At 71.5% G+C, this 16,812-nt stretch carries 16 protein-coding genes; 6 read left to right on the top strand and 10 right to left on the bottom strand.

Annotated elements, in window-relative coordinates:
• Window positions 1-35: 35 nt before the first annotated feature.
• Window positions 36-899 (bottom strand): SURF1 family protein, encoded by an 864-nt coding sequence (locus tag IG02_RS0126750; protein ID WP_078854855.1) that lies wholly within the window; start codon window positions 897-899, stop codon window positions 36-38.
• Window positions 900-1,126: 227 nt separating this feature from the next.
• Here IG02_RS0126750 and IG02_RS0126755 point away from each other — a divergent pair, with 227 nt between their 5' ends.
• The gene (locus IG02_RS0126755) at window positions 1,127-1,375 is read left to right on the top strand and encodes a hypothetical protein (protein ID WP_030753333.1); all 249 of its coding nucleotides are present in this window, start codon (window positions 1,127-1,129) and stop codon (window positions 1,373-1,375) included.
• 11 nt (window positions 1,376-1,386) lie between these two features.
• Here the strand turns inward: IG02_RS0126755 and IG02_RS0126760 are convergent, their stop codons facing one another.
• On the bottom strand, window positions 1,387-2,379 hold the full coding sequence (locus IG02_RS0126760) for a DEDDh family exonuclease (RefSeq protein ID WP_030753335.1): 993 nt from the start codon (window positions 2,377-2,379) through the stop codon (window positions 1,387-1,389).
• Between the two features lie 180 nt (window positions 2,380-2,559).
• On the opposite strand from IG02_RS0126760, the gene IG02_RS0126765 reads away from it, so the two are divergent.
• Window positions 2,560-3,291 carry a VIT1/CCC1 transporter family protein gene (locus tag IG02_RS0126765; protein WP_030753337.1) on the top strand — a complete coding sequence of 244 codons (732 nt, stop codon included), beginning with the start codon at window positions 2,560-2,562 and terminating at the stop codon, window positions 3,289-3,291.
• 194 nt (window positions 3,292-3,485) lie between these two features.
• On the opposite strand, the gene IG02_RS0126770 is transcribed toward IG02_RS0126765, so the two are convergent.
• Entirely contained in the window at window positions 3,486-5,054 is a 1,569-nt protein-coding gene (locus tag IG02_RS0126770; protein ID WP_030753340.1) for a S8 family peptidase, read from the bottom strand.
• A gap of 248 nt (window positions 5,055-5,302) precedes the next feature.
• Here IG02_RS0126770 and IG02_RS0126775 point away from each other — a divergent pair, with 248 nt between their 5' ends.
• From IG02_RS0126775 to moaA, 3 genes are all read left to right on the top strand, one after another.
• Window positions 5,303-5,719 carry a DUF485 domain-containing protein gene (locus IG02_RS0126775; RefSeq protein WP_030753342.1) on the top strand — a complete coding sequence of 139 codons (417 nt, stop codon included), beginning with the start codon at window positions 5,303-5,305 and terminating at the stop codon, window positions 5,717-5,719.
• Window positions 5,716-7,395 carry a cation acetate symporter gene (locus IG02_RS0126780; RefSeq protein WP_234314921.1) on the top strand — a complete coding sequence of 560 codons (1,680 nt, stop codon included), beginning with the start codon at window positions 5,716-5,718 and terminating at the stop codon, window positions 7,393-7,395. The genes IG02_RS0126775 and IG02_RS0126780 overlap by 4 nt, the downstream gene beginning before the upstream one ends.
• Window positions 7,396-7,569: 174 nt before the next feature.
• The gene (gene moaA / locus IG02_RS0126785) at window positions 7,570-8,559 is read left to right on the top strand and encodes a GTP 3',8-cyclase MoaA (RefSeq protein ID WP_030753348.1); all 990 of its coding nucleotides are present in this window, start codon (window positions 7,570-7,572) and stop codon (window positions 8,557-8,559) included.
• A gap of 50 nt (window positions 8,560-8,609) precedes the next feature.
• Here the strand turns inward: moaA and IG02_RS0126790 are convergent, their stop codons facing one another.
• Together IG02_RS0126790 and IG02_RS0126795 are read right to left on the bottom strand one after the other, a co-directional pair.
• On the bottom strand, window positions 8,610-8,888 hold the full coding sequence (locus IG02_RS0126790) for a hypothetical protein (RefSeq protein WP_030753351.1): 279 nt from the start codon (window positions 8,886-8,888) through the stop codon (window positions 8,610-8,612).
• A 270-nt stretch (window positions 8,889-9,158) separates the two neighbouring features.
• Window positions 9,159-9,536, bottom strand: coding sequence for a DUF3099 domain-containing protein (locus tag IG02_RS0126795; protein WP_030753354.1), 378 nt, complete (start codon window positions 9,534-9,536; stop codon window positions 9,159-9,161).
• A gap of 237 nt (window positions 9,537-9,773) precedes the next feature.
• Here IG02_RS0126795 and IG02_RS0126800 point away from each other — a divergent pair, with 237 nt between their 5' ends.
• A complete protein-coding gene (locus tag IG02_RS0126800; RefSeq protein WP_030753357.1) occupies window positions 9,774-10,055 on the top strand; it encodes a GlsB/YeaQ/YmgE family stress response membrane protein in 282 nt (93 codons plus the stop codon).
• Window positions 10,056-10,141: 86 nt separating this feature from the next.
• On the opposite strand, the gene tyrS is transcribed toward IG02_RS0126800, so the two are convergent.
• The 5 genes from tyrS to IG02_RS0126825 form a co-directional block, all read right to left on the bottom strand.
• Window positions 10,142-11,413 carry a tyrosine--tRNA ligase gene (gene tyrS / locus IG02_RS0126805; protein WP_030753360.1) on the bottom strand — a complete coding sequence of 424 codons (1,272 nt, stop codon included), beginning with the start codon at window positions 11,411-11,413 and terminating at the stop codon, window positions 10,142-10,144.
• A gap of 103 nt (window positions 11,414-11,516) precedes the next feature.
• Window positions 11,517-12,914, bottom strand: a complete 1,398-nt coding sequence (locus IG02_RS0126810; protein WP_030753363.1) for a metallopeptidase TldD-related protein — start codon at window positions 12,912-12,914, stop codon at window positions 11,517-11,519.
• A gap of 319 nt (window positions 12,915-13,233) precedes the next feature.
• Complete coding sequence (hemC, locus tag IG02_RS0126815) at window positions 13,234-14,187, bottom strand: hydroxymethylbilane synthase (RefSeq protein WP_030753366.1); 954 nt, start codon at window positions 14,185-14,187, stop codon at window positions 13,234-13,236.
• Window positions 14,188-14,327: 140 nt separating this feature from the next.
• A complete protein-coding gene (locus IG02_RS0126820) occupies window positions 14,328-14,837 on the bottom strand; it encodes a DinB family protein (RefSeq protein ID WP_107055710.1) in 510 nt (169 codons plus the stop codon).
• Window positions 14,838-14,952: 115 nt separating this feature from the next.
• Window positions 14,953-16,479, bottom strand: a complete 1,527-nt coding sequence (locus IG02_RS0126825) for a TldD/PmbA family protein (RefSeq protein ID WP_030753372.1) — start codon at window positions 16,477-16,479, stop codon at window positions 14,953-14,955.
• Window positions 16,480-16,812 lie beyond the last annotated feature (333 nt).

A 16,812-nucleotide genomic window follows, 5' to 3' on the forward strand; every position in this document is an offset into this window, starting at 1 on the left:
GGGGCATGGCCGCACGTCATGCGGGTGGCGGGGGGCTACTGGACGGACGCGGCGGCCGGCTCCGGGTCGGACCCCGGTCCCCGGCCGGGAGCCGTACCGGGACCCGGGCCTCCGCCCGGTCCGTCCCCCGTCCCCTCGGCCCCCTTCTCCGCGGCGGCAGCCCGGTCCCGCTTCTCGCGGCGGACGAGTATCACCCACCCGACCGGCACACCGGCGGCGAACAGCCACCACTGCACGGCGTACGCCATGTGCGATCCGATCGAGCCGTGGTCGGGGTCCGCGATCGGCTCCGGCGAGCCGTCGGCCGGCGCGGGGGAGACGAGTTCGACGTAGCCGCCCAGGACCGTGCGCCCCAGCAGCTCCTGCTGCTGCTCGCTGTTGATCAGCATCACCTGGCGCGGCGGCAGTCCCTCCAGGTCCTTGATGCCGCTGGCCGCCGTCGTCTCGTCGGCCTTGAGCCGGCCGGTGACGGTGACCTCGCCCCGGGCCGGCGCCGGGATGTCCGGGAACGCCTCCTGATCGCCGGGTGCGGGGATCCAGCCGCGGTTGACGATGACCGCCCGGCCGTCCGTCAGCAGGAGCGGGGTGAGGACGTGGTAGCCGACCCGGTCGTCGGTGGAGGTCCTTCGGCGGACGACGACCTCGTGCGTGGTGTCGAACCGGCCGGTGACCGTCACCCTGCGCCAGTAGTCGTCGCGGGGGACGGTGTGCCCGGGCGCGGTCAGTTCCGTGACGGGCACGGGCTTCGCCTCGAGGTTGTCCGCGATCAGCTCGTTCTGGGCGACCCTGTGTTCGTGCCGGTGAAGCTGCCAGAAGCCCAGCTCGATCATCACGGGGATGAGGGCGAGGCCGAGAAGGGTGAGGATCACCCACTGCCGGGACAACAGGAAGCGGTACACGCCTTTGACGTTACCCGGCGGGGGAGGGGCCGGGGACGGAGGGGTACGGGACGTCGGGGTGGCGCGCCGCGGAAGCGGTGCCCGTCGCCCGCACGCCCTGCCCGACGAGCCGTCCCGCGTCACACCGATGGACGTGAAGTGACCCGCTGGGCCGAGCCGACAGCACGTACGGCCGGCAGGGTGCTGTCCGCTTGCGAGCCTCCGCCCTGCCGCTGACGATATGACCTATGACTCACTGCGAAGTGTGCGGGAACGACTATGAGCTGGCGTTCACGGTCGAGACCCGGGACGGGTCACGTCACGTCTTCGATTCGTTCGCCTGTGCGATCCACCGCATGGCCCCCATCTGTGAGCACTGTCGCGTCCAGATCATCGGTCAGGGCGTCGAGGTGGAGGGCCACTGGTACTGCGGCGCCCATTGCTCGCGGGCGGAGGGCAGGGTCGGCATCGTGGACAAGATCGGTTCTTCCGTCTGACCAGGAGCCCCTCACGTCGTGCGTCCGCCACCCGGTGCCGGGGCCACATCGCGCAACAGCTGGGTGAACGCCGCCTCGTCGATGACCGGCGTACCGTACGACGCGGCCTTGACCGTCTTGGACGTGGCCGAGTCCGGGTCGTTGGTCACCAGCAGGCTGGTCAGCCGGGACAGGCTCGTCGCCACGTGCAGCCCCGCCTCGACCGCCCGGTCCTCCAGCAGCTCGCGCTCGACCGAGGTGTCGCCCGAGAACGCCACCCGCATGCCCTGGACGAGCGGCCCGCCCGGCTCGTACCGGCCGGGGTTCGGATACGGGCAGGCCGGCCGCTTCCGCGAGGGCCGCCAGCTCGTCGGCCGGTACGACGCCTGAGGACCGACCCGGGACGCCAGGGGCCGCGCCGGGGCGTCGGACCACTCGGTGAGCGGCCGGCACTCGAGCAGCGGGAGCCGCACACCGCCGCGCGCCGCCGCGTGCAGGCTGGGCCGGAACGCCTCCGCCAGGACCCGTGCGTCGTCCAGCGCGTGGTGCGCGCGCTGCTGCACCACCCCGAAGTGCGCGGCCAGCGACTCCAGTTTGTGGTTCGGCAGGGGCAGCCCCAGCTCCTTGGAGAGCGCGATGGTGCACAGTCGCTGCCGGGTGGGCGCCGTCCGCTCCGAACGGGCGTACTCACGGGCGATCATCGTCCAGTCGAACATCGCGTTGTGCGCCACCAGCACCCGCCCCTCCAGCCGCTCGGCCAACTCCCCCGCCACCTCGGAGAAACGGGGCGCGTCCGCCAGGACCTCGCTCGTCAGCCCGTGGATCCACACGGGGCCGGGGTCGCGCTCCGGATTGACGAGCGTGTACCAGTGGTCCTCGACATCGCCCCGCGCGTCCAGTCGGTAGACGCCAGCGGACACTATCCGGTCATCGCGGGCGAGGCCGGTGGTCTCCACGTCGACGACCGCGTACCCCTGGGGGTAGGCGGCCGGCCACGTCGCTGAAGTCGTCTGGTCGTCGAGCATGGTCACAGAGAATACGGGCCACGACTGACATCGCGGTCGCCCGGTCGGCGCGGCACCCCCGTACCGGGCCGACCGTCCGTCTCCGCGTCAAGGCCCGTACGCCACCGCCGAACAGCGCCTTCGTGGACGGGTGTCGCGCGCTGCCGCCGTACGGCGATCCGGGCGTGAGACCTTTCCCGGGTGAGCGACGACACCCGGGACAATCCGCAGGAACCGCACCAGGAGCCGCACGACGACGCTCTCGGAACCCGCCTCAACTGGCTGCGCGCCGCCGTCCTCGGCGCCAACGACGGCATCGTCTCGACCGCCGGCATCGTCGTCGGTGTCGCCGGGGCCACCCCGTCACGTGCCGTCCTGCTCACAGCGGGCCTCGCGGGACTGCTGGCCGGTTCGATGTCCATGGCCGCGGGCGAGTACGTGTCGGTGTCGACGCAGCGCGACTCGGAGAGGGCTGCGCTGGAGACGGAGCGGCGCGAGCTGCGTGAGCGGCCGAAGGCCGAACTCGACGAGCTGACGGGCATGCTGACGGAGCGCGGCCTCACGCGCGAGGTCGCCCGCGAGGCGGCCGAGCAACTCACGCGCCGCGACGCCCTGGGCGCCCACGCGCGGGTGGAACTGGGCATCGACCCGAACGCCCTCACCAACCCCTGGCACGCGGCGGGCGCCAGCTTCCTGTCCTTCACGGTGGGCGCGCTGCTGCCCCTGCTGGCGATGGTCCTGCCCCCGGCGGCGCACCGGCTCTGGATCACGGTGCTGTCGGTGCTGGTGGCGCTGGCCCTGACGGGCTGGGGCAGCGCCCGCCTGGGCGCCGCCGCACGGGGCCCGGCGATGCTGCGGAACGTGGGCGGGGGCGCGGTGGCGATGGGCGTGACCTACGCGGCGGGAGCACTGCTGGGCGCGGCGGGCGTCTGACGCGCGGTGCGGGCGTGGCCCGGCGCGGGGCGTGCCGTCGCGCCGGCCCGGGACCGTACCGGTTCGCCTTCCCGGTCCCCGAGGACCCGTTCGGCCCCCGCCGGGCTCAGGCGCCAGGTGCCTCGGCGAGTTGACTGCGCGGGCCGCCCTCTCGAGGCCGGCCCGCGCCCGGGTCTTCCGGTGGTTCCGTCGCGTTACTTGGTCACGGCCTTGAGGGCGTTCACGATGCCCGCCCCGTAGAAGCCGTTGTACTTCTTGCCGCCCTCGCAGACCGCGTCTGCCTGGCCGTCACCGTCGATGTCGTACGGCACCGGGCAGGCGGTGGCGTCGGCCTGGGCCGCCAGCAGCGTCTTGACCAGTTTCGGAGACGCCTTCGGGTGCGTGGACTTGATCAGTGCGGCGACACCCGCGGCGTGCGGGGAGGCCATCGACGTACCCGCCATGTAGCCCCACTTGCCACCCGGCAGCGGGCCGAGGATCAGGCCGCTGGTCGCGGGCGGGGCCGGGGTCTGGTAGGCGGTGGAGTCACCGCCGGGGGCCGCGACGTCGATGACGCCGAGACCGTGGTTGGAGAACGAGGACTTCAGGCCCTTCGCGCCGGTGGAGGCGACGGTCACCACGCCCGGCAGCTGGGTCGGGATGTCCAGGCACTCGGACGGGTCGATCACCCGGTCACCGGGGGTCGTGTCGTTCGGGCTGCTCGGGTCGGTGATCGAGTCGGACGAGAGGTCGTAGTTCTCGTTGCCCGCCGCGGCCACATTGACCGTGCCCTTGCGCTCGGCGTACCGAGTCGCCCGGGTCAGCGCCTCGACCAGGGCCTTCTGGTCCGGGTCGGTGGTGCAGTTGAAGTACCAGGGGTCGGTGTAATAGCTGTTGTTGGTCACGTCGACGCCGTGCTCGGCGGCCCAGACGAAGCCGCAGACGACGGCCTCCGTGTAGAAGAACCCGGCCGGCGTGGACACCTTGATGCCGGAGACCTTCACGCCCGGCGCCACACCCGTGATGCCGACGCCGTTCTTGGCGCCCGCTATCTCGCCCGCGACATGCGTGCCGTGCGGGCTCTCCTCGGCGGTCGGCCGCCAGGCGCCGTCCGTTGTGTCCGGCTTGCCGCCCACGCAGTTGACGGACGCCTTACGGTCGAAGTTGGGCGCGATGTCCGGGTGGGTGTCGTCCACACCCGTGTCGATGACGGCGACCGTGACGTTCTTGCTGCCGAGCGTCTTCTCGTGCGCCTTGTCCGCCTTGATGGCGGGCAGGTCCCACTGCAAGGACTCCAGCGGGTCCTGACCGGCGGCCTTGGCCGACCTGGCGGTCGCGGCGGCGACCTCGTCGGCGCCGAGTATCCGGGGCGTACCGATGTCGGTCGTGGACTGCGCCGGCAGGGGAGCGGTGCGGGTGGCGCCGGCGGAGCCAACTCCTGGCACCTTGCGAACGGTCTTGGCGAAATCGGGGTTCTTGGAGGTGGCGACTATGACACCTATCTGGTCATAGCTGGTCACTATCGCGCCGCCGGCACGCTCTATCGCCTTCTTGACCACCTTGGCGGTCACATGACCGCCCCGGGTGTTCACGACGTACGTGAGCTTCGGGCCCTCCTCGGCGGCGGAGGCGGCCGGGGAGGAGACGGTCGCACCGTCGACGGCGGCGCCGCCCCCCGGGGCCGCCGAGGCCGTGGCCGCGGGCAGGAAGCCCAACGAAGCGGTGAGCGCCAGACCTACGGGCAGGGCGAGTACACGCCGCCGTCTGGATCCCAGATGAGCCATGGGTTCTCCACATCATCCGTGACGACCGTCCTCCACGCACGCTGCGCAGGACGGGTACATGACCAGCGAAGCTATCGCGATCATCCCTGCTCATCAATGATTTTCAGAAGAAACTACAAGAAAAAGACCAGTGTTGAACCGCTTCGTGGCGCCCCCCGTGCCGTTGTCAGGGAGACGTGCACCAACCCACCCCCCGCGAGGTCCCCCTAATGACCCACGCCAACGCACCCGCGTCACGAGGAGATTCCGTGGCTACCGACGCACCGCCGCCCGAGGGCGGTACGGACACCAACCCAGCGCCCACCACGGCGCCCGATCCGGCCACCACGGCACCCGGCCCCGCCACGCCGGGCCAGGCCCGGTTCCTGGACGTGCAGGAGAGCGCGGAATTCGGGGAACTGCGCCGTACCTACCGCAACTTCGCCTTCCCGCTGACCGTCGCCTTCATCGCCTGGTACCTGCTGTACGTCCTGCTGTCCAACTACGCGGGCGCCTTCATGGGCACCAAGCTCTTCGGCAACATCAACGTCGCGCTCGTCCTCGGCCTCGCCCAGTTCGCCAGCACCTTCCTCATCGCCTGGTACTACGCGCGGCACGCCGCGACCAAGCTCGACCCGAAGGCGGAGGCCATCAAGTCCCGCATGGAGACGGAGACGGACGCATGAGCCACTCGCCCAGCACCCAGTCGGCCGGCCTGGTGACCACGGAGCTGACCCACGAACTCCCCACCCGGCTCGCCGCGGCCTCCGACGCCAGTGAGCACCGGCCGCTGATCATCACCCTCTTCGCGCTGTTCGTCGTGGCGACCCTCGTCATCACGGTCTGGGCGGGCCGGCAGACCAAGAACGCCTCCGACTTCTACGCGGGCGGACGCCAGTTCACCGGATTCCAGAACGGGCTCGCGGTCTCCGGCGACTACATGTCCGCCGCCTCCTTCCTCGGCATCGCCGGCGCCATCGCCCTCTTCGGGTACGACGGCTTCCTCTACTCGATCGGCTTCCTGGTCGCCTGGCTGGTCGCGCTGCTCCTGGTCGCGGAGCCGCTGCGCAACTCCGGCCGCTACACGATGGGCGACGTCCTCGCCTACCGCATGCGCCAGCGCCCGGTCCGTACCGCCGCCGGCGCCTCCACCATCGTCGTCTCGATCTTCTACCTGCTGGCCCAGATGGCGGGCGCGGGCGTGCTGGTCTCGCTGCTGCTCGGCATCACCAGCGACGCCGGCAAGATCGCCATCGTCGCGCTGGTCGGCCTGCTGATGATCGTGTACGTGACGATCGGCGGGATGAAGGGCACCACCTGGGTGCAGATGGTCAAGGCCGTCCTGCTCATCGCGGGCACCCTCCTGATCACCTTCCTCATCCTCTGGAAGTTCAACTTCAACCTCTCCGACCTGCTGGGCACGGCGGCGAGCAACAGCGGCAAGGGCGCGGCCTTCCTGGAGCCCGGACTCAAGTACGGCGTCACGGAGACCTCGAAGCTCGACTTCCTCTCGCTGGGGATCGCGCTGGTCCTCGGCACGGCCGGGCTGCCGCACATCCTGATCCGCTTCTACACCGTGCCGACCGCCAAGGCCGCCCGTAAGTCGGTCATCTGGGCCATCGGCATCATCGGTGCCTTCTACCTGATGACCATCGTGCTCGGCTTCGGTGCCGCCGCGCTGCTGAAGCCGGCGGACATCATCGCCTCCAACAAGGCGGGCAACACGGCGGCACCACTGGCCGCCCTGGAGATCGGCGGCGGCGCCGACTCGACCGGGGGCGCCATCCTGCTCGCCGTGATCTCGGCCGTCGCCTTCGCTACGATCCTCGCGGTGGTCGCGGGCCTCACGCTGGCGTCCTCGTCCTCGTTCGCGCACGACATCTACGCCAACGTGATCCGCAAGGGCGAGGCGACTGAGCAGGAGGAGGTCCGCGCGGCCCGCTGGGCGACCGTCGCCATCGGTGTCGTCTCCATCGCGCTCGGCGCGCTCGCCCGCGACCTGAACGTGGCCGGTCTGGTGGCGCTCGCCTTCGCCGTCGCCGCCTCGGCCAACCTGCCGACGCTCCTCTACAGCCTCTTCTGGAAGCGGTTCACCACCCAGGGCGCCCTGTGGTCGATCTACGGCGGTCTGGCCTCGTCGGTGCTGCTGGTGCTGTTCTCGCCGGTCGTGTCGGGCAAGCCGACCTCGATGTTCCCCGGCGTCGACTTCCACTTCTTCCCGCTGGAGAACCCGGGGCTGATCTCGATCCCGCTGGGCTTCCTGCTCGGCTGGCTGGGCACCGTCCTGTCGAAGGAGGCACCCGACCGGGGCAAGTACGCGGAGCTGGAGGTCAAGTCCCTCACCGGCACCGGCGCGCACTGAGCACGCCGCCGCGCGTCCCGTACCGAGCACACCGCGTGCGCGAAGCACGGCAGCGTGCTCGGTGCGGGACGCGCGGTTTCGTCCACCGCCCGTCCCGGCCTCCGACATTGTCGGCGCTCTGACGTAGGCTCGGTGGAACGGAACCGATCACGGGGAGCGGGGAGGGGGCCGACAGTGCTCATCGACACCTACGGCCGGGTGGCCACCGATCTGCGGGTCTCGCTCACGGACCGGTGCAACCTGCGGTGTACGTACTGCATGCCGGAGGAGGGCCTCCAGTGGCTCACCAAGACCGAGGTGCTGACCGATGACGAGATCGTCCGGCTGATCGACATCGCGGTGACCCGCCTCGGGATCACCGAGGTCCGTTTCACCGGTGGAGAGCCGCTGATCAGGCCCGGCCTCGTCGCCATCGTGGAGCGCTGCGCGGCGCTGGAGCCGCGCCCCAAGCTGTCCCTGACCACCAACGGGATAGGGCTGAAGCGCACGGCCGCCGCGCTGAAGGCCGCGGGGCTCGACCGCGTCAACGTCTCCCTGGACACCCTGCGCCCCGATGTCTTCAAGACCCTCACCCGCCGCGACCGGCACGCCGACGTGCTCGACGGGCTGCACGCGGCCCGCGCCGAGGGACTGGCCCCCGTGAAGGTCAACAGCGTCCTGATGCCCGGGCTCAACGACGACGAGGCACCCGACCTGCTCGCCTGGGCCGTCGAGCACGACTACGAGCTCCGCTTCATCGAACAGATGCCGCTCGACGCCCAGCACGGCTGGAAGCGCGACGGGATGATCACCGCCGGTGACATCCTGCAGTCGCTCCGTACGCGCTTCACCCTGGTCCCCGAGGGCGAGGACCGGCGCGGTTCCGCGCCCGCCGAGCGCTGGATCGTGGACGGCGGTCCGCACCGCGTCGGGGTGATCGCCTCCGTCACCCGCCCGTTCTGCCGCGCCTGCGACCGCACGCGGCTGACCGCCGACGGACAGGTGCGCACCTGCCTGTTCGCCCGGGAGGAGTCGGACCTGCGCGGCGCGCTCCGCGACGGCGCCACGGACGAGGAGCTGGCGGAGCGCTGGAAGCTCGCGATGTGGGGCAAGAAGGCCGGCTCCGGCCTGGACGACCCGGCCTTCCTCCAGCCCGACCGGCCGATGTCGGCCATCGGCGGCTGAAAGGACCCCTGAGCCACGCCGACGCCGGCCACAGGCGGCGCGTCGGCCCTCTACCGGCCGTCGTCGGCGGAGTGCCGTTCCTCCCACTCCTCCAGCGACACCACGTCCTTGAGGAAGCCGCGCACCCCCAGGAACGAGGAGAGATGCTCCCGGTGCTCGTCACAGGCGAGCCAGGTCTTCCGGCGTTCCGGTGTGTGCAGCTTGGGGTTGTTCCAGGCGAGCACCCAGACAGCGGGCGTACGGCAGCCCTTCGCCGAGCAGATCGGGGCGGTTCCGGCTTCGGCGGAGTCGGTCGCACCGGGAAAACGGGGTGTTCCGGGGATGTTCACCGGACCACCCTAAAGCCCTCCCCGACGGGCCTTCCTTCCCGCGCCCGACCGGCGTGGCCGTGTCCAAACGTGATCGAACGCGGCGACGCCGGGCAGCCACGGGGGGAGCTGCCCGGCGTCGGTCCGTCGCTCCGACGGGGGATGCGGAGCGCTTATAAAGTATGTCACGAGCAAGGGGGTGCCGTGCACCGGAACTTCACGATTGATCTGAGCTTTTCCTGAGCTTCGCGTCCGGCCGGCGGCGTCGGGCAGCCGTGCGAGTGTGTTCGATCATGTTTTTTCCTGTGCGGGCGACGGTCGTTCCCGCCTGTCGGCGCCGGTCATGGGCTCGGCCGCGGCGGTTGCCGAAGGCGCCTCGATCATCGGCCGCAGCGGGGCCGTGACATAGGTGGACGGCAGCGAAGGCGCGCTCTCCCGGCCCGCGTTGGCGATCACCACGGCCACGTACGGCAGCAGCGCCCCCAGCACCAGCGTCACGATCGCGATCGGTCGTTGCACGTTCCACAGCGCGACGGTCGCGATCACCGAGACCGTCCGTACGCTCATGGAGATCACGTAACGGCGCTGCCGGCCACGTACGTCCTCCGCCAGTCCGCGCCGCGCTCCCGTGATCCGGAAGACCTCCGGGCCGCTCCGCTTCCGAGCCACGTTCCACCACCCGTTTTTCCCGTGCCGGCCGCTCCGCGGGCCGGACCGGATCCACGGTACGCCCGGGAACCCGCGCCTTTGTGAGCGGGTCGCTCCCATCGTGACCGATAGGCCTCGTCCCGACACCTACAGCCCTGTCCGGCATGCGGCGTATGGCCCATCCCGTCAGACTGGGCGCACATGCGGCTACGGCACGCGCGCACCGGCGGAGCGTGTACCGCGCACCGGGAGGCGACGATGAGCTGGGTATGGGCGATCATTGTGGGACTGGTGCTCGGTGTGCTCGCCAGGGCGATCATCCCGGGCAGGCAGCGGATCCCGCTCTGGCTGACCATTCTGTGCGGCATCCTGGGCAGCTTCCTCGGCAACGCCGTCGCGGGCTGGATCGGCGTACGCCACACCAGCGGCATCGACTGGATCCGGCATGTGCTCCAGCTGGCCGGAGCGATCCTCGTGGTCCTCGCGGTGGACGGACTCTGGAGCACGCGGCGCGCCGCGCGGAGCCGGAGCACCAGATAGCCCGCCGCGCCGCGTGGACCGGACCGCCCGGACGAGACGGTCCCGCCCTTACGGGGCTGTCTCGCACGTACGAGACGGTCACACCGTTACCGGGCCGGAGTCACCTCGATCGCCGCCAGGTTCTTCTTGCCCCTGCGCAGCAACAGCCAGCGTCCGTGCAGCAGTTCCCCGGCCTCCGGGACCGCCTCCGCGTCGGCGACCTTCACGTTGTTCACGTACGCGCCGCCCTCCTTCACCGTGCGCCGCGCCGCTGACTTGCTCGGCGCCAGACCGGCCTCGGTGAACAGGTCCGCCACCGGCCCGAGCTCGGCCACCCGCGCGTGCGGCACCTCGGAGAGCGCCGCGCTCAGCGTCGCCTCGTCCAGGCCCGTCAGCTCGCCCTGGCCGAAGAGCGCCTTGGACGCGGCGACGACCGCCGCGCACTGGTCCGCGCCGTGCACGAGCGTCGTCAGCTCCTCGGCCAGCGCCCGCTGTGCGGCCCGCGCCTGCGGACGCTCCGCGGTGAGCCGCTCCAGCTCCTCCAGCTCCGTCCGGCTCTTGAAGCTGAGGATGCGGCTGTAGGCGGAGACGTCCCGGTCGTCCACGTTCAGCCAGAACTGGTAGAAGGCGTACGGCGTGGTCATCTCGGGGTCGAGCCAGACCGCGCCGCTCTCCGTCTTGCCGAACTTGGTCCCGTCCGCCTTCGTCATCAGCGGCGTGGCCAGCGCGTGCACCGTGGCGTCCGGCTCCAGCCGGTGGATCAGGTCCAGGCCGGCCGTGAGGTTGCCCCACTGGTCGCTGCCGCCCTGCTGGAGCACACAGCCGTAGCGCCGGTACAGCTCCAGGAAGTCCATGCTCTGGAGCAGCTGGTAGCTGAACTCCGTGTAGCTGATGCCCTCGTCGGACTCCAGCCGACGGGCGATGGAGTCCTTGGTGAGCATCTTGTTCACCCGGAAGTGCTTGCCGATGTCCCGCAGGAACTCGATCGCGGACATGCCCGCGGTCCAGTCCAGGTTGTTGACCATCGTCGCGGCGTTGGGGCCCTCGAAGTCCAGGAACGGCTCGATCTGCGAGCGCAGCCGCCGGACCCAGCCCGCGACCGTCTCCGGATCGTTCAGCGTCCGCTCGGCCGTCGGCCGGGGATCCCCGATCTGGCCCGTGGCGCCGCCCACCAGCGCCAGCGGCCGGTGGCCGGCCTGCTGGAGCCTGCGTACGGTCAGCACCTGCACCAGATGACCCACGTGCAGGCTGGCCGCGGTCGGGTCGAAGCCGCAATAGAACGTGACGGGACCGTCCGCGAGCGCCTTGCGCAATGCGTCCTCGTCAGTGGACTGGGCGAACAGCCCGCGCCACTTCAGCTCGTCGACGATGTCCGTCACGGTCGTGTCTCTCCTTGTGCGGTCAGCTTGTGCGGTCAGCGCCGGACCGGCGCGGGTCAGTGCCGGCCGGCGCGTTTTTGACGTGCCCCCCAGTCTATGGGGGTCACACGCCGGGGCTGACCGAGCTCATGTTGAAGTCCGGGATCCGCAGCGCGGGCATCGCCGCCCGGGTGAACCAGTCGCCCCACTCGCGCGGCAGCGTCCGCTCCGTGCGCCCGGCCTCCACGGCCCGGGACAGCAGGTCGACGGGGGACTCGTTGAACCGGAAGTTGTTCACCTCGCCGACGACCTCGCCGTTCTCCACCAGATACACACCGTCCCTGGTCAGCCCGGTGAGCAGCAGAGTGGCGGGGTCCACCTCGCGGATGTACCACAGGCAGGTCAGCAGCAGCCCACGCTCCGTGGCGGCCACCATCTCCTCCAGAGAGCGTCCGCCGCCGCCCTCCAGCACCAGATTGTCGATGCCGGGCGCGACGGGCAGTCCGGTCAGGGCCGCGCTGTGCCGGGTGGTGACGAGACGGTTCAGCTCGCCGTCGCGCACCCAGTCCGTCGCCGTCAGCGGCAGACCGTTGTCGAAGACGGACGCGTCGTCCCCGGAGGAGTGGGCGATCACGAACGGCGCGGACTGGAGCCCCGGCTCGGCGGGGTCGCTGCGCAGCGTCAGCGGCAGCTCGGACAGCTTCTCGCCGACGCGGGTGCCGCCGCCCGGGCGGGAGAAGACCGTACGGCCCTCCGCCGCGTCCCGGGCGCTCGAGGACCACAGCTGGTAGACGAGCAGGTCCGCCACGGCGGTGGGCGGCAGCAGCGTCTCGTACCGCCCGGCGGGCAGCTCGATCCGGCGCTCCGCCCAGGCCAGCCGCCGCGCCAGCTCCGTGTCCAGAGCGCCGGGGTCCACGTCGGTGAAGTCGCGCGTCGACCGTCCGGCCCAGGCCGAACGGGTGCGGTCGGGCGACTTCGCGTTGAGCTCCAGCGTCCCGGTGGGCTGGTCGTGGCGCAGCCGCAGCCCCGTCGACGTGCCGAGGTAGGTGGAGGTCAGCTGGTGGTGGGCGAACCCGTACAGCTCGCGCCCGCCGGAGCGGGCGCGGGCGAAGGACTCGCCGAGCGCTGGCGCGAAGTCCGAGAAGACCGCCGAGGACGTCTCGGCGGGGGCGTCGGTGAAGCCGTCGGCCGCCGGCACGCCGGAGACCAGCGGCTGCGCGTCCTCGGCCGGGCCCGCGGCCCGAGCGGCCTCCTCGGCGGCCCGGACCAGGGGCTCCAGGTCGTCGGCAGTGACGGCGGCACGGGAGACGACACCCGAGGCGGTTCCCCGGGCGCCGTCCACGGTCGCGACGACGGTCAGCGTCCGGCCACGGGTGACCCCGTTGGTGGTCAGCGCGTTGCCCGCCCAGCGCAGATTGGCGGACGACTGCTCGTCGGCGACGACCACGCAGCCGTCGGCGGTGGACAGGGAGAGGGCACGCTCGATGATCTCGTGCGGCTTGCTGATACGGCTCGTGGCCATCGTCCGTCCCGCCTTCTGCCTTCTGCGTATGCGTGATGTGGGAGCCGGTCGCGCCGATCCGGCCGTACGCCGAGCGCCCACGGCCCCGGACCGGCGCGGGGCCGCCCGCGTCGGCGGGGTGTTCACCGGGTGGCGGGCGCTCACCGCGTGGCTCCCGTGACCGGCGAGCGCCGCCGACGCGTGGCGCGGTGTTCACCGTCCGGCGCGGCGCCCGGTCGGCGCCGCCGGGCCGGGTGCGCCACGCCGGACCCGGTGCGGCGCCCGGCGCCCGGTGTCCGGGGGCTCGGTGCGCTCAGTGCGCTCAGTGCGCTCAGTGCGCTCAGTGCGCGATGCCGTCGATCAGCTCACGCGCGCCCTGGCGCAGCAGGGCCACCGCGACGGACGTGCCGAGCGTGGCGGGGTCGAGCCGGCCGGCCCACTCGTGCGCGTTCAGCACGGTCTTGCCGTCCGGCGTGAAGACGCATGCCCGCAGGGACAGGTCCCCGCCGCGCTCGGCCTTCGCGTACCCGGCGATCGGCGAGTTGCAGTGCCCCTGGAGCACGTGCAGGAACATGCGCTCCGCCGTGACCTCGCGGTAGGTGGCGGGGTCGCCCAGATCGCTGATCAGGTCGATCAGCGCGGTGTCGCCCTCGCGGCACTGGAGCGCCAGGATCCCCGCGCCGATCGGCGGGCACATCGTGTCGGTGGACAGCACCTCGGTGATCACGTCCGTACGCCCGATGCGCTCCAGACCGGAGACGGCGAGCAGCAGCGCGTCCGCGTCGCCTGCCGCCAGCTTCTCCAGCCTGCGGTTGGCGTTGCCGCGCATCGGCACGCACTCCAGGTGCGGGTGGGACGCGGCGAGCTGCGCGACGCGCCGTACGGAGGAGGTGCCGATCCGGGTGCCGGGCGGCAGCTCGTCGAGGGTCAGTCCGCCCGGGTGGATCAGGGCGTCGCGTACGTCGTCCCGCTTGAGGAAGGCGGCGAACACGGTGCCGGCGGGAAGGGGCCGGTCGGCGGGCACGTCCTTGACGCAGTGCACCGCGAGGTCCGCCTCCCCGGCGAGGAGCGCGGCGTCGACCTCCTTGGTGAACGCGCCCTTCCCCTCGACCTGGGACAGGTCGCCCATCCACTTGTCGCCGGTGGTCTTGACCGGGACGACCTCGGTGGTGATGTGCGGGTGCAGCGCACCCAGTTCGGCGCGGACCCGCTCCACCTGGGCCAGGGCCATCGGCGAGTCGCGCGAGACGATACGGATGCGTTCGGGAGCGGCTGCTGGTTCAGGGGCGGACATGGGGCCACGATAGTCCGTCCGGCCCGGGCGCCCGTACCGACCCGGAGGATCCGGGCGCCCGCGCCCACACCCGCGCCCGCGCCCGCGTCTGTGCCCGCGCCCGCGTCCGCGCCGGACCCGGGGAGCCAGGGCCCGCCGGCTCAGGCGCCCACGGTCCCGTCGATGCCCTCGCGCAGGAAGTCCGCGTGGCCGTTGTGGCGCCCGTACTCCAGAAGCACGTGCGTCATGACCATCCGCAGCGACACCTCCTTGCCCCACCTGGGCTGGTACCCGGCCAGGTCCAGGGACGCGGCCTCCCGCTCGACGCGGCGCGAGTTCGCCACCTCGGCCTCCCAGGCCGCGAACGCCTCGGCCCTCGTCGAAGCGCTCGCGTCGTACGCCGCCTGGAAGTCGATGGTGTCGCTCCAGACCATGGGAGCGTCGTTGTCCTCGAACGCGCGACGGAACCAGGCACGCTCCACCTCCGCCATGTGCCGCACGAGACCGAGCAGCGAAAGCGTCGACGGCGGCATGGACCGCTGCCGCAGCTCCTCGTCGGTGAGCCCCTCGCACTTCATGGCGAGGGTCGCCCGGTGGTAGTCGAGGAAGGCCCGCAATGTGTCGCGTTCGCCACCCATGACGGGCGGTCCTACGCGGTCGTCACCGACCACTGTCCGTACTCCTCGTTCGTGCCCGCGCGCGGCAGGCGTCGTGCCCGCGAGCAGCGGGCGGTCTTCACCCGTGGAAGTCGTTCCCTGTACGGCCGTTCCCCGCACGACCGTCTCGTCAGTCGCGGCCGGACTCGTTCGCCGTGTTCAGGATGTTCACGCCGCGGAACAGCGCGGACGGGCAGCCGTGGGACACGGCGGCGACCTGGCCGGGCTGGGCCTTCCCGCAGTTGAACGCGCCTCCCAGGACATAGGTCCGAGGCCCTCCGACCGCCGTCATGGAGCCCCAGAAGTCCGGGGTGACCCCCTGGTACGCGAAGTCCCGGACCTGCCCGGCGAGGCGGCCGTCGCGGATCGCGTACCCCCGCTGCGCCGTGAACTGGAAGTTGTAGCGCTGCATGTCGATCGACCACGACCGGTCCCCGACCACGTAGATCCCGCGCTCGACCCCGCCGATCAGGTCCTCCGTCGTGAGCCCGGCCGGGTCCGGCCGCAGCGACACGTTCGCCATGCGCTGGACGGGCACGTGCCCGGGTGAGTCGGCGTACGCGCAGCCGTTGGAGCGGCCGAGGCCGGTGAGGCGCGCGATTCGCCGGTCCGTCTGGTAACCGACGAGCGTGCCGTCCTTGACCAGGTCCCACGACTGCGCCGCGACGCCCTCGTCGTCGTAGCCGATCGTGGCCAGACCGTGCTCGGCGGTCCGGTCGCCGGTCACGTTCATCACCGGGGAGCCGTACTCCAGCGTGCCCAGCCGGTCGAAGGTCGCGAACGACGTCCCCGCGTACGCCGCCTCGTACCCCAGCGCGCGGTCCAGCTCGGTGGCGTGGCCGATCGACTCGTGGATCGTCAGCCACAGGTTGGACGGGTCCACCACCAGGTCGTACGTCCCGGCCTCGACGCTCGGCGCGCGCATCTTCTCCGCCAGCAGCCCGGGGATGCGCTCCAGCTCGTCGTCCCAGTCCCAGCCGGTGCCGGTCAGATACTCCCAGCCCCGGCCGACGGGCGGCGCGAGGGTCCGCATCGAGTCGAACTCGCCGCTCCCGGAGTCCACGGCGACGGCCGTGAGCTGCGGGTGCAGCCGAACCCGCTGCTGGGTGGTGACGGTGCCGGCGGTGTCCGCGTAGAACTTGTTCTCGTGGACGGTGAGCAGCGACGCGTCCACGTGGGACACGCCCTCGGCCCGCAGCAGCCGCGCGCTCCACTCGGCCAGCAGACCGCTCTTGTCCTCGTCCGGTACGGAGAACGGGTCGATCTCGTACGACGACACCCACGTCTTCTCGGCGTGCACGGGTTCCTCGGCCAGTTCGACGCGCTCGTCGGAACCGGCGGCGGCGATCACCCGCGCGGAGAGCCTGGCCATCTCGACGGCCTGCCCCGCCACCCGGGCCGCCGCGTCCATGGACAGATCGACCCCGGACGCGAACCCCCAGGCCCCACCGTGTACCACGCGGACGGCGTACCCGAGGTCGGTGGTGTCCGACGACCCGGCCGGCTTCCCGTCACGCAACCGCCACGACGCGCCGCGCACCCGCTCGAACCGGAAGTCCGCGTGCGCGGCCCCGAGCGCCCGCGCCCGCGCGAGCGCCGCGTCGGCGAGCGCCCGCATCGGCAGCGCCAGGAATGACTGATCCACCTCGTGGCCCACGTGCGGCCTCTCCTTCTCGCGCCGGAGTGCTGGTGATAGGGAGTGAACCATGCCGTGCGGGGCCCCGGACCGTTGGTGTGGTCAGAACCGTTGGTGTGGTCAGAGCTCGCCGACGATCACGCCGGCACGGAAAGCGGCCCACTCCGAGGCCCTGAAGCGCAGCGGTTCGAGATATGGGGATCCTTGGAGTCCCGTATGGCCCGTGCGGCGGTGTCCGGGGGCCGTTTCCGTATGGCGGCTGTTTCTGTAGGGACCCGACAGGGACCGTACCGAGGCGCTGTCAGGGGTCGATTCCCCGGGGCAGCGGTGGGCCCTATAGGTTTCCTAGTGCTA

The sequence above is a fragment of the Streptomyces sp. NRRL F-5135 genome, assembly GCF_000719775.1.
Taxonomy (GTDB): domain Bacteria; phylum Actinomycetota; class Actinomycetes; order Streptomycetales; family Streptomycetaceae; genus Streptomyces; species Streptomyces hebeiensis.

Bases quoted from the DNA above. Each gene is read 5' to 3' on its own strand.
- IG02_RS0126800 (WP_030753357.1), top strand. From the start codon at position 9,774: ATGAGCTGGGTATGGGCGATCATTGTGGGACTGGTGCTCGGTGTGCTC.
- IG02_RS0126755 (WP_030753333.1), top strand. From the start codon at position 1,127: ATGACTCACTGCGAAGTGTGCGGGAACGACTATGAGCTGGCGTTCACG.
- IG02_RS0126780 (WP_234314921.1), top strand. From the start codon at position 5,716: ATGAGCCACTCGCCCAGCACCCAGTCGGCCGGCCTGGTGACCACGGAG.
- IG02_RS0126810 (WP_030753363.1), bottom strand. From the start codon at position 12,914: ATGGCCACGAGCCGTATCAGCAAGCCGCACGAGATCATCGAGCGTGCC.
- IG02_RS0126770 (WP_030753340.1), bottom strand. From the start codon at position 5,054: ATGGCTCATCTGGGATCCAGACGGCGGCGTGTACTCGCCCTGCCCGTA.
- hemC (WP_030753366.1), bottom strand. From the start codon at position 14,187: ATGTCCGCCCCTGAACCAGCAGCCGCTCCCGAACGCATCCGTATCGTC.
- IG02_RS0126760 (WP_030753335.1), bottom strand. From the start codon at position 2,379: ATGCTCGACGACCAGACGACTTCAGCGACGTGGCCGGCCGCCTACCCC.